We start from the raw sequence: 14,551 nt of genomic DNA, 5'->3' as shown, positions 1-14,551 counted from the left end.
ATTGCATAGAGACCACCAGAATAACTCCAATGCAATATCCTAATCCTTATGGTCCTGTGAGTCTCTCCTGGACGCAGCAGTCGGCAAGGAGCTATCTGATGGCCGGGCGCCATGCGAATTCCGATGACATTCGTGACCTGTTCTCGCAGGCGATGTCAGACATGTATCGCGCGGAGGTTCCGCAATACGGGACGCTCCTGGAGCTTGTCGCCGAAGTCAACGCCGAAACGCTGCGTAACAGTCCTAAGTTGTGTGCGAGCCTCGAGCAGAGCGGCGAACTCGATAGGTTGAGTGTCGAACGACATGGTGCCATTCGACTCGGCACGGCGCGGGAACTATTCGACATTCGCCGCCTCTTCGCAGTTATGGGCATGCACCCTGTCGGCTATTATGACCTTTCGGTGGCCGGAGTCCCGGTTCATTCAACTGCCTTTCGGCCCATCGCGGAGGAAGCTCTCCGTCGCAACCCCTTCCGCGTCTTTACGTCCCTGCTTCGGCTCGAATTGATCGAAGATTCCGCACTGCGCGCTGAGGCCGCAAGTATCCTCGCCGCTCGGCGGATTTTTACGCCGCGAGTGCTCGATTTCGTTCGCGTATTCGAAACCGAAGGTGCGCTGACGCATTCCGAGGCAGAGGCTTTCGTACGTGAGGCGCTGGAAACTTTCCGCTGGCACAGTGAAGCTACCGTCGACCTCAGTGCCTATCGCAAGTTGCATCGGGCCCATCGCTTGGTTGCAGATATCGTCAGCTTCAAAGGTCCGCACATCAATCATCTCACCCCTCGTGCTCTCGACATCGATGCCGTTCAGGCAGGAATGCCTGGGCGCGGCATTGTGCCAAAGGCCGTCATCGAGGGACCGCCGCGTCGTCAATGTCCAGTCCTCCTGAGGCAGACTAGCTTCAAGGCACTGGAAGAGCCGATCATCTTCAGGCGTTGCGCGGATGAGACGACGGCAGGAACGCACACCGCGCGCTTCGGCGAAATCGAGCAGCGCGGCGTCGCACTGACGGCAAAGGGGCGCTGCCTTTACGATCAGCTACTCGCCTCCGTTCGTCGAGACGTTCAAATCGGCGCGGCCGGATCGAATGCCTCAAGTTATGAAACCGACCTTTTGGAACGCTTTAGCTCATTCCCCGACGATTGGGCCCAACTGCGGTCGCGAGGACGCGCGTTCTTCCGTTACTCTGCAACTGCGGCCGGCCTGGCATCAGGCCGCCGCGGCGCACTGCCGCCGACACTTGACGAGCTAATCGAGAAGGGCTTTTTGCAATTTGAACCGATCGTTTACGAGGATTTCCTTCCCGTAAGTGCAGCCGGTATCTTCCAGTCAAATCTCGGCACCGAGGAGCAAAGGAACTACGAGGCCCAATCGAATCGCGCGCAGTTCGAGTTGGACCTTGGTGTCGCGGTTTGCGATGAATTGGAACTCTATGCGCGAGCGGAGAAAACTTCGTTAGTTGGGGCCCTGAAGCAGCTTGAGAGTGCCAAAACCGCGTCTGCTTGAACACTCATTGCTGGTGCGCGCTTCAGTGCTGCAAGCACTGCAAGTGCGATGATAAGCTCACATTTCGATTCTCTTACTACTAAGTATCACCATGAAGCGCGCGACTTTGTAGCATGAAAACTCCTACCCAAAACTGACCGCAAACGGGACCTTTGCGCAGTCCCAAGACCGAGTAAATCGAGACTAGGCCGAGCTCGATTGGGTTCGGCGAAGGCTGAGCTGCTGCCGGTTTGATGGACACCCAGATTAGGTGTTTTATCGAGCCGGAGGTGGGCGATGAAGAGACGGAAGTTCAGTCGCGAGTTCAAGGTCGAGGCGGTCAAGCTGGTCAGGGAGCGCGGGGTGTCGGTGGCGCAGGCCGGGCGCGACCTGGATGTTCATGAGAACGTTCTGCGCAAATGGGTGAAGGAGTTCGGCTCCGATCCGGTGCAGGCCTTTCCTGGCCACGGGCAGATGAAGCCGGAGCAGCAGGAGATCGAGCGGTTACGCCGTGAGGTCGCCAAGTTGAAGGCCGAGCGGGATATCCTAAAAAAGGCCGCAGCCTACTTCGCGAAGGAAGCGACATGAAGTTCGCCTTCGTCGCGAAGCACCGGACGATCTGGCCGGTGGCATGGCTATGCGATGCGCTGGGAGTGTCGCGGTCGGGCTTCCATGCCTGGCTGAACCGCTCTCCCAGCGCCAGATCCCGCAGCGACGAGGAGCTCGGTGGCAAGGTCAAGGCCAGCTTCGTCGCCAGCGACCGCACCTATGGCGCACGCCGGGTGTGGCGTGACCTGCTCGCCGACGGGGCGGATTGCGGCCTGCACCGGATTGAGCGGCTGATGCGCCTGCAAGGCTTGCGGGCGCGGCCGCGACGTCGGCGCTTGCCGAAGGATGACGGCGATCGACAGCTCGAGACCGTACCGGCGAACCTCCTTGACCGGCAGTTCGCCGCCGAGCGTCCCAACCAGAAATGGATCGCCGACTTCACCTATCTCTGGACGGCCGAAGGCTGGCTCTATGTCGCAGCGGTGATCGACCTGTTCTCACGTCGCGTGGTGGGCTGGTCGATGAGTGCCGCCATGACGGCACAGCTCGTGACGGACGCATTGTTGATGGCCGTCTGGCGACGCGGCAAGCCGGATGCGCTGTTGCATCACTCCGACCAGGGCAGCCAGGGCGGATTCAAACGGTCGTCGCAACACCGATTGTTTTCACTCATGACAGTAATTCGTCAAGCGCTTCTGCCGGCGTTTTCCAGCCCAGTGTCTATCTCGGTCGGGCGTTGAGGGCCGCTGCTACAGCGGATATTTCGTCGGCGCTGTGGATGCTCAGGTCTGTGCCTTTCGGAAAGTACTGCCGCAGCAACCCGTTGGTGTTCTCGTTAGTGCCGCGCTGCCAAGGGCTTTGCGGGTCGCAGAAGTAGACCTGGATGCCCGCATCGATCTTGAGGCGGTCGTGCTGAGCCATTTCGGCTCCTTGATCCCAAGTCAGCGTCCGACGTAGTTCTTCGGGCAAAGTGATGATGGTGCGCGTGATCGCGTCGCGCACGGCTTCCGCCCCGTGTCCCGCAAGCGCAGGTCCGTTCTTCTTGCGCGGAGCTTCGCCATGCCCGGCTAATCGGGGAAGGTGCAATAGCATTGTGAAGCGTGTCGTGCGTTCGACCAACGTGCCGATCGCCGAGCTGCCAAGACCGAGGATGAGGTCTCCCTCCCAATGTCCCGGTACGGCTCAATCGGCCGCTTCAGCGGGGCGCTCACGGATCATGATCTCCGGCGAGATAAAGCCCTTGCCCCGCCTGCGTACGCGCCCCCTGGGCACGCGCAACACACGTCCGGTTCGCAAGCAGGCCGTCAGTTCGCTTCGTAGTACACCGCGGCCCTGAACGAAGAGAGCCTGATAGATGGCTTCGTGGCTGATGCGCATCGTCTTGTCGTCCGGAAAGTCGATCGGCAAGCGTCGGGCAATCTGCTCGGGACTCCATGCCTTGGCCCATCGTCGATCCGTTCGCCGGCCCTGCCGGCGGCCGTTCCACCGAACGGAGGGGCCGGGAATACAAGCTCCGCTCGGGGCTACGACGCCGCCGGCTAGTCTCTCCTCCACATAACTGCGCAAGGCTTCGTTGAGCGCAAGCTTGGTCGGTTTGGGCCGGCGGGCAGATCGGTCTGCATGCCATTGGGCAGTTGTTGCCCGATACTCCAACCCGCCGCCGCGGGTGGCCGCGTTCCTACGCAGTTCACGGGAGACTGTCGAAGCAGCTCGCCCCAAGCGGCGCCCGATCTCCTGTATGGAATGGCCCTGCACCTTTAAAAGGGCGATGTCCTCGCGTTCAGCCAACGAAAGGTAGCGCCCGGAGAGAGGTTTGGCCGAAGATCTGAACATCGCTGGTGGCATGCCGCCCGCCCTCCGGAATAATCTGCTTCCGACAGGTTGCGATAATCCAGCCTCAAGCGCAGCATCTTCGCTGCTCTGCCCTATGGCAATCGCCCTCCAAAATCTATTCTGTTTGTCGCGTCCTGCAACAGACGGCCGGCCTGGCGATGGCAATGGCGCCCGTCCTGACCGCGCCGATCGCCGATTTACAACCCTCATCGCAACCTCAAACGTCATGGTGTTGCGACGACCGTTTGAATCCGCCTGCTACGTCGTAGTCGCTGTGGCGACAAGGCCAATGTCTTTTGTTCTCGATGAAAGCGCCGACAACAGCGTGATTGGCTCGAACCCATCGTTTTTGCTTACACGAGCTATGTGTGTGAGATCTCGTTCTATTACGCATGGGCTATCGGCAAGAAAGACGAAGTGAAATGCTGCACCTTCGGCAAGTGCTGCCAGGCGAGCATAATGATCGATATCAACTCCGCCATTCGCCGGCACGCTTGGATCGCGCCATGCACCGTCGTGAGATCCCGACTGAAAGAGGGCTACTCCGAGCTTAATTTCATCATTACGCCGCATGCCTATCTCCCTTTGAAGTGGACTATCCTCGCGCCGCGTTCGCCTGGCCAGTTGTGTTCATTGGTGCCACAAAACAGTGTCCCTCCTCACGATCGCCAGGATATAGCTCGCTTTGCCGCACTAGGCTGCCGCGCTTCCCAATTGCCCGGCTGAGCTGCTCTCTGTGGAAGCCGGCCGGCGTGGGCAGCTAGAAATGCCAGGCGAACTTGGGAATCCATGGATCTCCCACGGAACTTCGGAAGCGATGCGCTCGACCACGTCGACGGCGATCCAGCGTGTCGATCAAGGCCGGTGACGGAAACAGATTGTGTTTGATCTTGCATGCCGAACTCCTCGCCAGGCGCTGGGCGGACTGGCCCAGCGCTCTTTGGCCGACGTTGACATGCTTCCGGTATCTCGATCAATTAGTAGCGTTGGTAGTTGTCCGCGTCGCAAATGATGGCATCCCTCTAGGATAAAGCAGGACTCGCGGCCAAAGCCGTGGAGAAGCTCGATAGTTGCTTGTAGGAATGCGGACGGGCGCAATCGCGGGTGCGATGATCGACGTGTTTGAGCGGTAGCCGCTGCCAAAGGACAGTCCACTGTGGGTCTTGCCATACGTGATAACGACGCCGCATCTGGCTGGAAGTCCTACAAAATCTACGGAGCGGATGTTCTTATCTTTGCAGGTAAAACAGAACAGTTCCTGAAAGGGACCGGTGCTGACAGTGCGGTGGATCTGGGCAGCGGTATTGACTCTGATCCTGCGATGGCGTCCGGCGCATGGAGTTGGCTCGCGTTCGACTTGCGTCCGTCGAACACGTGCGGATCGTTGACATAGTCAAGGAGGCTTACTCCTTTGGGGTAGGCCACTTGGCTCCGTCTCATCGCCTCCGTCCCATGTGAACTCGACGCCATCGTCTTCGAAACGGCCATGTATTGCCCCCGTGAGGCAATCGAGAGCGAACTTGCGCATTCCAGGGATGGTGATCAGTGGTTCCAGACGATGGTGATCACGGATTCCAGTGATCGTGATCATGTTCGGAAGCGGACACGACTGACGATTGCATCTGTGCTGGAAATGGTCTCCTCGTCAAGGCTGGTGGCTGGCTTGGAGATCGTGCCGGCGGTCCATGGGAGGGGCCCGTGCGCGGCGCGGAGTGCCCCCACGAGCGACGGAGCGACGCGCGCGCGAGGGACCTGTGGGCCGCCGGGGCGATCGCGCGGGAGGTGATCACGCGCTTTTCCTTTCGCCGGCCTGCCGGCGCAGGCTGTCGCCTTTGAGCTCGAGGCGGTGCGCATTGTGAATGATACGATCCAATATCGCGTCACCGAGAGTGGGATCACCGAACACGACAGAGTACCCCTATTCTTGAACGGGTCGTGTCTCACGTCACGATCACTGACCCGCATCATTTTCTTTTTGGGCACCGGCTTGAGGTGCTGAAGGAGCGGTCGGGGCGCGGTCCCGCGTACGTCGTTGTCGCGCTGCCGGACGGCCGGCCGCGGGCGGTTCGGATCGCGTCGACGGATCTTGCCGAGACGCCGATCACGCCCCACCCGAACGCCGCCGATCTGCCGCGCATCAGTGCACGTACGCTGATCCCATTGATGCAACATTTGAGCGCGAGTCTGGGTCTTCTCGACGAGAAGGTGATTCGCGATGACCCACCGACCGCTTCCAGGTCGCGTTGCGTATCGACCGCTGCCGACGTTGGCAAATCCACCCGGCCGCCCGACGGCCGACATTCCGCGCCTGTGGCCGAATCTATCGACCGCGACGCAGACCCAGATCGCTCAAATCCTCGCCACGCTGCTGCGGCGAATGCAAGCGGTTGCCGGCACGCCCGGAAGGGGACTGGGTCGTGCTGATCAGCTCGACCGTCGCTGACGAGCGGCTCACGACTGCGCACCGAGCCAAGTTGGCCTATGTCTACGTGCGGCAGTCATCCGTGAACCAGGTGCGCCAGCACCAGGAGAGCACCGAGCTGCAGTACCGCCTCGTCGATCGCGCCATCGGTCTGGGCTGGCCGCCGGAGCGCGTCCAGGTCATTGACGAGGATCTGGGCAAATCCGGTGCTGGCGGTGTGGATCGTCATGGTTTCCAGAAGCTCATTGCCGAGATCGGCCTTGGCAACGCCGGTCTTGTGGTGAGCCTCGACGCTTCTCGCTTGGCCCGCAATAACCGGGACTGGCATCAGCTTCTCGAACTGTGCTCGGTGTTCGGCGTGCTCATTGCGGATGGTGAGCGGCTTTACGATCCGCGCGCCTACCACGACCGCCTGCTGTTGGGCTTGTCCGGCATCATGAGCGAGGCGGAGTTGCATCAGCTTCGAATGCGCCTTCACCAAGGGGAACGCCAGAAGGCGGCGCGGGGCGAACTGCGGCTGCCCCTGCCAGCCGGGCTCGCCTATGATCGAGCGGGCACAATTATTCTCAATCCCGATGAGGAGGTGCAGGTCCGTCTTCATCTCGTGTTCGCCAAATTCCGGGAACTGCAAAGCGCGCGCCGTGTGATGCGTTACTTGGACAGGAACGGATTGTCCTTGCCGGTTCGACCGCTGCTTGGACCATCTCCACACGAGATCGTTTGGCGTGCGCCAGATAGTGCACGCGTCCTTAGCGTCCTTCAAAATCCGGCCTATGCTGGGGCGTATGTTTATGGCCGACGGCAAAAGGATCCGAGCCGATGCCGGCCGGGATCGCTGACGGGAACGGTCAAGGTGGCGATCGGGGATTGGGCGGTTTGCCTCCACGCCGCTCACCCAGGCTATATCAGCTGGGAGGAGTTCATGGCCAACCAGGGGCGACTGGCAGATAACATCTTCCGCTATGAGGCAGGACATTCTGGCGTACCGCGCAAGGGGGCAGCCCTGTTACAAGGAATTGCGATCTGCGGCCGTTGCGGACGGCGCATGAGCATGCGCTACACTGGCCCGAATGCCGACTATCCGGTCTATTGCTGCCGCTCGGATCGGGACCAGCAAGGCAGTGCACTGTGTCAGGAAGTCCGGGCCTTGGCGGTTGACGCGCTGGTCGAGCGGGTGGTCCTCGATGCCCTGGTGCCGGATCAGATTGAGATCGCACTCGCGGCGGCGGGCCAACTGGAGCAGGAGAGCCGTCAGCTCGAGCGCCAGTGGGCGCTTCGCGTGGAGCGCGCCCGCTACGAGGCCGAGCGCGCTCGGCGCCAGTATGACGCCGTAGAGCCGGAGAACCGTCTTGTGGCGCGCTCACTTGAGCGGGCTTGGGAAGAGAGGCCGCGTGTCGTCGAGGCGGTCGAGCAGGAGCATGCGCGTTGGCGCGGGCAAGAGCCGCTTCTGATTGGCCCGGCCGAATGCGCAGGGCTACAAGCGCTCGGCGAGAACCTACCGCGGATTTGGAACGCGGCCACCACGTCGGCAGCTGATCGCAAGCGCATTCTGCGATTTGTGATCCGCGAGGTCGTTCTTGATCAGAAGCGGACCCGAGGCCAGGTGTGGCTCAAGATCGTCTGGCAGACCGGCGCAACCAGCGAGCATCACGTACAACGGCGCGTTCACACCTACCGCGATTACATCGACATTGATCGGTTGCGGCGACGGATCGTCGAGCTGAATGCTGAACACAAAATGGATGGCGAGATCGCGGCAATACTCAATCAGGAAGGCTTCGTCGCGGCCCGAGGCTGCGCCTTCAAAGGCGAGAACGTCTGGGTGTTACGCACCCGCTGGGGCATTCCCACAGTCAAAATCAACGGCATGGACAAGAACCCAATGCGCTGGCCCGACGGGAGCTTCTCGATTCAGGGCGCAGCGGCTGAGCTTGGAGTGACCCCGCAGACGGTGTTCGATTATCTCGCGCGCGGATTGCCGGCAGGTCATCAGTTGGCCAAGGGCCAGCCATGGCAGATCGAGCTCTCCGACAAACAAATTACTCAGCTTCGCAACCGGGTACGACGCACCAAGCGTTCGAAGAAGGAGGCACCATGAAGTCATCGGCTCGGCAATGACGGCGCGCCAGACGGCCTTCGCCGCGCGCCTGGGCGAGATCGGCGAACAGGCGGGATGCCCGCTTGTAGAGGACGGAGAAGCCGTCGCGGCAGGCTTTGTTGCCGAGCGCACAGGCAAGCCAGGACTTGCCGGTACCGGTTGGGCCGACAATGACCAGGTGGTTGGCATCACGGATCCATTGGCTGGTGGCGAGGTTCTGGAAGAGCGAACGGTCGAGGCCGCGAGCGGTGCGATAGTCGACGTTCTCGATGGCGGCAGCTTGACGGAGCTTGGCCCTGCTCAAGCGGCGCGTGAGGCGGCGGTTGTCGCGGGCGGTGACCTCGCGATCAACGAGGAGGCCGAGCCAATCGGCGTGCGGCATCCCGGCCGCCTCGGGATTGTTCTGCAGTTCAGTGAGGGTATCGGCCATAGCGGCGAGGCCGAGGGCGCGCAAGCCATCGATGGTAGGATGAATAAGCATGCTGATCTCTCCTGATCAATCGTAGTAACTGCCGCCACGGATGTTGGCGTGGAAGAGGATGGGCGCCTCCTCGGCGGGAGGCGGTTCTGTCGGTGCCGTTCTTGAGGATGGCGGCGTCCGATTTGTACGAGCGGACGTTGATCAGGAGGGCCCGGGCGCAGGCGGCGTCGACGCGTTCACGGCCGTATCGCTTGACCAGTCCGAGAATGCCGATCGCCGAGCGGAAGCCCTGTTCCGGATGCGGCCGCGACCGCAGGATGACGTCGATCAGCGTCTCGATATCGGGACCGACCTTGGCAGCTTCGGAACGAATGCGCTCATGGGTCCAGTCACGATAGCGGCGATGTGAGCTCGGCATATGCTCGGGAATCGTCGTCGGGCGATGCGGCAACGTGCTGCGCAGATGCGACGCCACTCGCTTGCCGCGGAGGAAAATCTCGACGGTCTTTTGCGTGATGCGAGTCTCGACCTCCTGATGCACGAGGTTGTGAGGAACGCTGTAGTAATGCTTGGCGATCTCGACGTGATAATCGAGGTTGACCCTGCAGCGCTTCCACTCGGCATACTCGTACGGCTCATCCGGCAATGGGGTCAGCGCCGGGCGATCGAGCTCCTCGAAGAGGTCGCGCCGACTTCGTCCCCAGCTGCGCAGCGGTCGATCGTTCAGCTCGACAAGGAGCACGTGGATCGCCTCGTTGAGGGCGGCGAGCGAGAAGAAGCGGCGGTTGCGCAGGCGCGCCAGGATCTATCGCCCGACGATTTGGACCCCGACTTCGACCTTGGCTTTGTCGCGCGGCCGATACGGCCGTGCCGGCACGATGGCGGTGCGGTAATGGCGGGCGAGATCGGCATAGGTCCGGTTGACCATCGGCTCGTGAAAGCAGGCCCGGGTGATGCCGGCCTTCAGATTGTCGCTGACCGTCTGCCGGGCCGTGCCGCCGAAAAAGCAAAAGGCCCGGACGTGCGAGGCGATCCAGTCCGGCAGGCTCTGTGTGAGGCTGGCCTCGGCGTAGGTGTAGTTCGAGGCGCCGAGCACGGCGACGAAGATCTGCACGCTGCGCACCTCGCCGCTGAGCCCGTCAACCACCTCCATGGTGTGGCCGGAATAGTCGACGAACAGCTTCTCGCCGGCGACATGAACCTGGCGCAGGGTCGGCTTGAGGCGGCCGGCCCATTCCCTGTAGCGTTCGCAGAACCACGCATAGCTGAAGCTGTCGGAGTTTGCGTCGCAATACTCCTCCCACAACAGCATCAGCGTGACGTTCGGGCGCCGCAGCTCGCGATGCACGAGCGCCCAGTCCGGATGCGGACGCTCCTCGCTAGGCCGATCAGACGGCGGCGGAACAGGCGGTTCTCGAGCCGGACGTCGTCATCCAGCTCCGGCGGCAACGGTCAGGTCGGCGCGGCGGGCTCGGTTCACGTACTTGCTGACCGTGCCCTGGGCCAGACCGAGGCTGCGGGCAACGGCGCGTTGCGACATGCCGACGCTGTAGTGCAGGCGTAGAACTTCGCGAATGTGGCGCATGGACAGTCTCTCTGTCGGCATTCTCGATCCTCTGCGGTTGGGCAAAAGACCGAGCTACCCCGGTTGCAGACTGTCAGCGGTGTGCGCCTCCCGGTTGTCCCCGATCACGATCGCTGGAAATAGCGATCACGATCGGCTGGAACCGTGATCACGATGCTCTGGAATACTGGAGGGTTCAAAGAGGTCCCGCGTCGCAGATCTCGCCGCAAGTCCAGCGCGGGACCTATTTGAAGCTGGATTGAACGAAGCCGCGTCTTGTGAGCGAGGAGCTATGGGGGCTCGATCTAGGCGCCGGTAGGCGCGATTGACCCGATGTCGGGCCCGCGAGCGAGTGTGGCCGCAGATTGCCGCTGATGTTGGCAGGAGAGGATGCCGCCGTCGATAGCGTCGAACGGCGCGTCAAGCCTAAGCGGCTGACTATCGCCCGTTCGCCGCGCGTTCTGAGCGTGCTTGATCGTTCCGACGGAGAACGTCGGCATGGCGATGCCTGCAGTGGGAACGAACAAGTCGAGGTAGTCGGTCATGATGTATCGCAGCGAGGTGCTGCGCGTCGCGGCGTTCGCGCACGCGGCACAAGCCCAATCTCGACCATGCGGCCTCCGCAGATGGGGCACAAGTCAAGGCGGTGACCAATGAGGATGGCGCAGCGCTCACGATAGTCGACAGCTTCGGCAGGCGGAGGTGGCTGCGGCGCCTTTAGCGCCGCTCGGATGCGCGCGAGTTTGGCGACGCGGCAGGCGTTCGCCAGGAAGCCAAAATGACGGATGCGGCGAAACCCCTTCGGCAATATGTGGAGCAGAAAGCGCCGGATGAACTCGTCAGTCTCGAGCGTCATCACTTTGGATTTGTTGCCGGCGCGATAATCCTTCCACCGGAAGCGGACGTGGCCCTGCTCACAGGTGATGAGCCGGCCATTGGCGATCGCAACGCGATGAGTGTAGCGCCCGAGATACGCCAGAACCTGTCCTGGTCCGCCGAAGGGACGCTTGGCATAGATGACCCACTTGACCTTGCGGAGGGCGTTTAGATGGCGGGCGAATGCAGCCGCTTCACTCAGGTGGTCGAGGTGGCCGAAGAACTGGAGCTTGGTGCTATCGAACGCCGCCTGGAGGCGCTCCAGGAATAGCCGACGATACAATCGTGACAGGACGCGAACGGGAAGGAAGAAGCCGGGGCGGCAGCCAACCCAGCTTCCATCAGGGGCAATCCCGCCGCCCGGCACGACGCAATGGGCATGCGGATGATGTGTCAGGGTCTGCCCCCAGGTGTGAGAATGGCGATCATCCCAGTCTCGGCACCCATGCTTCGGGTCGGCGCTGATGAGACGGATCGTCTCGGCTGCTGCTTTGAGTAGGATGTCGTAGACCACCGCCTTATTCTGCAGCGCGATAGCGGCTACTGACGCCGGCACGGTGAAGACAACATGGAAATAGGGGACCGGCAGCAGATCGGCTTGGCGATCGGCGAGCCATTGGGCGCGCGCGAGACCTTGGCACTTTGGGCAGTGCCGATCGCGACAGCTGTTGTAGGTCACGCGAACCAGGCCGCAGTCGTCGCAGCGCTCGACGTGGCCGCCAAGCGTCGCTGTGCGACACGCCTCGATGGCCGCCATCACACGGCGCTGGTCGGACGAGAGCCGAGAGCCCTGCCCGGCACGAAACGCAACACCGTGGCGGCGGAAGATGTCCGCCACCTCAAGCACGGGGCGCATATGCGTGGCTCAGTCAGGTGGGATCACCCTGATGGAGAGCCCATCGAATGGGCTGGTCGTGCGGGCGAGCAGATTGGTCGCAACCTGTGCGTAGCGGGCCGTCGATCCGAGATCGGCATGTCCGAGCAAGACCTGAATGATGCGGATGTCGATTCCGCTTTCCAGGAGATGGGTCGCAAACGAGTGCCGGAGCGTGTGGACAGTGATCGGCTTGGCAATCCGAGCGCGGCGGCGGGCGGCGCGGCAGGCCGCCTGGACGCAGCGGACGCTGACATGTTCACTTGGGTCTTGGCCTGGAAATAGCCACAGCCCCGGCCGTGTTCGCGTCCAGTACGCACGCAGAATATCCAGCAGCCGAGGAGAAAGCATTGCGTAACGATCTCTGCCGCCCTTGCCGTTCTCGATGTGGATCAACATTCGCTTGCTGTCGATCGAGCTCACCTTCAGGCGGACAACTTCACTAACCCGTAAGCCAGCCGCATAAGCCGTCGCCAGCACGACGCGGTTGCGTACCCCTGTAACCGCGTCCAGAAAGCGCTCGATCTCTTCGGCACTAAGCACGAGCAGGAGCTTGTCGGGCTTCTGGCCACCGATGATCCGCTCGAATGCCTCCGTCTGCCCGAGTGTGACGCCGTAGAAGAACCGCAGCGCGCAGGCCACCTGATTGATGTGGGACCACGAACGCTTTTGGCCGATGAGGTGCAGTTGGTAGGCGCGGACCTGCTCGAAACTCAAGCGGTCCGGGGGGCCGCCGAAATGGCGGCTAAACTTTGCGATCGCATAGATATAGGATTGCTGAGTCGACGGCGACAGATTGCGGACCGTCATGTCCTCGATCATGCGCTGCGGAAGAGGGCTCATCGTAGCCATCTGGGTCTCCTGTCTTGAGAGGGGTGGTGCGAAGACCAACATCCTCTCAGACAGGACACCTCAGTTCACCAGGCTTGCCTCCACTCCCGCGTAGCGGGTTCGTTCAATCCTGGGCGAGATCAAATCGGTACACCCGGGCGAAATCATCGGAAACCCGCATTCGTTGTCCTGGCGCAGCCGAGCAATCTCCGCAGCCTGGTCCGCTGACATCGGCGTCGCCTGCGTGGTGGGGCGCCACGCCGTCAATGCCGGCTACTGCCGGAGGTTGTCCACCCAGCGTCGCAGCACCGAATCGCGCAGACCAAGCTCCTTGGCTACTCGATCGACCGCTCGATACGGCCAGCTCAACGGCCTGACGCTTGCAGACCTCTGTGAAAGATCGACGTTGACGTTCCCGCATTCGACACGCCCAGGCTGTCTGGGTCTACTAAAGTGTCCATTCATTCGGAGGAGGTTCAGACTTCGCCGTCGGCGGGCGTCCATCCTATCATTAGCGCGGAGCCATAGCCTGATTGAGGCGAGTTGGACGAACACAAGGTGGTTGGCTCGCCGGGCGGTAAATTTGAAACTGAGGCAGGACCTGCGGATCGCGCAGGCGTGCCACTGACACGCGGCGCCTTGCCCAGGAATAGAGGCTCCCAGCCTTGGTAGGTTTGTTGTTCCCGATTCTCCCTTAACTGCGTGAAGCCGTTTTGGGATATGTGCGTCGTGCAACAGAAGGCCAGAACCACCCGAACGCAACTGTAGTGCTAGGGGTGATCGAGGCGACGATTAATCGCATAAAAGTCTCGCATTGCCGGGTTTACGCGAAGCATTTCGTCCTTGCGATGGGTTACATTACCGAAATTCTGCTAACGAAGCCCGTATGATTTTTCGCAGAGCTTCACATTCGGCGGCCTTAACGGACTGCGGACTTCACGCCTCTTTCCTTGATGACAGGAGATAAATCAAATGCTTCCAAAGGACTGGAAGAAAAGTCGAAAAATGTACAGCGGGAAGATCGATGAGATCATCTACGCGCGACTTGAGCCGGGTGAGGACCTTCTTCGAGCCCTCTGGGACATCTGCGAACAGAAGGATGTCAAGACCGGAATCCTTCTGGATGCGACTGGCTCGATGCAAAGGGTCAAGGTGATGCGATATCCGCATGAGCCGGTAAAAGGCGCGCGGGGCATTGACTACGTCGACATCCACGGGCCGCTTGAGGTAAGCGCGCACGGCATCATCGGGATGGGGTGGGTGCCCGACAAGGCGCTGAAACCGGAGCCGGTGCACTTACGGGGCGGCGCCACAGGCTTCGGTGCGGGAGGCTTCGTGGGACACGGGGATCCCTACTTCCACGTTCATATCACCGTGTCGAGCTCCTCGCAGACGGTTTGCGGGCACCTTATGGAGGGCTCACCGATTGACGAAATAGTCTACAACGGGCGGAACGATCTTCCCTCGCACTTCTCGGTCGCGATCGCAAAAGTTTCGGGAGTCATCTTGAGGGCAACCGTCGAGGAAAACGCCTACTACCACGACATCGTCCCAGCATAGTATGTGCGCCACAGTCAGGAAGCACGCACCGCCACCGGG

The 14,551-nt window shown here is 61.4% G+C and carries 9 protein-coding genes and 4 pseudogenes; 5 read left to right on the top strand and 8 right to left on the bottom strand.

What is annotated here, in order from left to right; genetic code table 11:
• Window positions 1-98: 98 nt before the first annotated feature.
• Window positions 99-1,505, top strand: coding sequence for a VOC family protein (locus LRP30_RS32675; RefSeq protein WP_249757447.1), 1,407 nt, complete (start codon window positions 99-101; stop codon window positions 1,503-1,505).
• Window positions 1,506-1,781: 276 nt separating this feature from the next.
• Window positions 1,782-2,662, top strand: a pseudogene (locus LRP30_RS32670) (IS3 family transposase); the annotation flags it as partial.
• Between the two features lie 40 nt (window positions 2,663-2,702).
• On the opposite strand, the pseudogene LRP30_RS32665 reads toward LRP30_RS32670, so the two are convergent.
• Window positions 2,703-4,076: pseudogene (locus LRP30_RS32665) on the bottom strand (IS30 family transposase).
• Between the two features lie 48 nt (window positions 4,077-4,124).
• The gene (locus LRP30_RS32660; RefSeq protein ID WP_249757446.1) at window positions 4,125-4,439 is read right to left on the bottom strand and encodes an LLM class flavin-dependent oxidoreductase; all 315 of its coding nucleotides are present in this window, start codon (window positions 4,437-4,439) and stop codon (window positions 4,125-4,127) included.
• 583 nt (window positions 4,440-5,022) lie between these two features.
• Between LRP30_RS32660 and LRP30_RS32655 the strand changes: the two genes are divergently transcribed.
• Window positions 5,023-5,259 carry a hypothetical protein gene (locus LRP30_RS32655; RefSeq protein WP_249757445.1) on the top strand — a complete coding sequence of 79 codons (237 nt, stop codon included), beginning with the start codon at window positions 5,023-5,025 and terminating at the stop codon, window positions 5,257-5,259.
• 393 nt (window positions 5,260-5,652) lie between these two features.
• On the opposite strand, the pseudogene LRP30_RS32650 reads toward LRP30_RS32655, so the two are convergent.
• Window positions 5,653-5,772 (bottom strand): annotated as a pseudogene (locus LRP30_RS32650) (ATP-binding protein); the annotation flags it as partial.
• Window positions 5,773-6,283: 511 nt separating this feature from the next.
• Between LRP30_RS32650 and LRP30_RS32645 the strand changes: the two are divergent.
• On the top strand, window positions 6,284-8,386 hold the full coding sequence (locus tag LRP30_RS32645) for a recombinase family protein (protein WP_249757444.1): 2,103 nt from the start codon (window positions 6,284-6,286) through the stop codon (window positions 8,384-8,386).
• Here LRP30_RS32645 and LRP30_RS32640 read toward each other — a convergent pair.
• The 5 genes and pseudogenes from LRP30_RS32640 to LRP30_RS32620 all read right to left on the bottom strand — a co-directional run bounded on the left by LRP30_RS32640 (window position 8,328) and on the right by LRP30_RS32620 (window position 12,973).
• Window positions 8,328-8,816, bottom strand: coding sequence for an ATP-binding protein (locus tag LRP30_RS32640; RefSeq protein WP_249757443.1), 489 nt, complete (start codon window positions 8,814-8,816; stop codon window positions 8,328-8,330). The genes LRP30_RS32645 and LRP30_RS32640 overlap by 59 nt on opposite strands.
• 66 nt (window positions 8,817-8,882) lie before the next feature.
• Window positions 8,883-10,413: pseudogene (gene istA, locus LRP30_RS32635) on the bottom strand (IS21 family transposase).
• A 263-nt stretch (window positions 10,414-10,676) separates the two neighbouring features.
• Window positions 10,677-10,916 (bottom strand): hypothetical protein, encoded by a 240-nt coding sequence (locus LRP30_RS32630; protein WP_249757442.1) that lies wholly within the window; start codon window positions 10,914-10,916, stop codon window positions 10,677-10,679.
• A complete protein-coding gene (locus tag LRP30_RS32625; protein WP_249757441.1) occupies window positions 10,913-12,103 on the bottom strand; it encodes an IS91 family transposase in 1,191 nt (396 codons plus the stop codon). The genes LRP30_RS32630 and LRP30_RS32625 overlap by 4 nt, the downstream gene beginning before the upstream one ends.
• A 9-nt stretch (window positions 12,104-12,112) precedes the next feature.
• Window positions 12,113-12,973: a site-specific integrase gene (locus LRP30_RS32620; RefSeq protein ID WP_249757440.1), complete on the bottom strand. Its 861-nt coding sequence runs from the start codon at window positions 12,971-12,973 to the stop codon at window positions 12,113-12,115.
• A gap of 951 nt (window positions 12,974-13,924) precedes the next feature.
• Here LRP30_RS32620 and LRP30_RS32615 point away from each other — a divergent pair.
• The gene (locus LRP30_RS32615; protein WP_249757439.1) at window positions 13,925-14,512 is read left to right on the top strand and encodes a PPC domain-containing DNA-binding protein; all 588 of its coding nucleotides are present in this window, start codon (window positions 13,925-13,927) and stop codon (window positions 14,510-14,512) included.
• Window positions 14,513-14,551 lie beyond the last annotated feature (39 nt).

Source organism: Bradyrhizobium sp. C-145 (assembly GCF_023375135.1).
Lineage (GTDB): Bacteria > Pseudomonadota > Alphaproteobacteria > Rhizobiales > Xanthobacteraceae > Bradyrhizobium > Bradyrhizobium zhanjiangense.
This window is presented reverse-complemented; position numbering and strand designations above follow the sequence as displayed.

Coding starts and splice junctions, on each gene's coding strand:
- LRP30_RS32675 (WP_249757447.1), top strand. CDS start 99: ATGGCCGGGCGCCATGCGAATTCCGATGACATTCGTGACCTGTTCTCG.
- LRP30_RS32660 (WP_249757446.1), bottom strand. CDS start 4,439: ATGCGGCGTAATGATGAAATTAAGCTCGGAGTAGCCCTCTTTCAGTCG.
- LRP30_RS32640 (WP_249757443.1), bottom strand. CDS start 8,816: ATGGCCGATACCCTCACTGAACTGCAGAACAATCCCGAGGCGGCCGGG.
- LRP30_RS32630 (WP_249757442.1), bottom strand. CDS start 10,916: ATGACCGACTACCTCGACTTGTTCGTTCCCACTGCAGGCATCGCCATG.
- LRP30_RS32625 (WP_249757441.1), bottom strand. CDS start 12,103: ATGCGCCCCGTGCTTGAGGTGGCGGACATCTTCCGCCGCCACGGTGTT.
- LRP30_RS32620 (WP_249757440.1), bottom strand. CDS start 12,973: ATGGCTACGATGAGCCCTCTTCCGCAGCGCATGATCGAGGACATGACG.
- LRP30_RS32615 (WP_249757439.1), top strand. CDS start 13,925: ATGCTTCCAAAGGACTGGAAGAAAAGTCGAAAAATGTACAGCGGGAAG.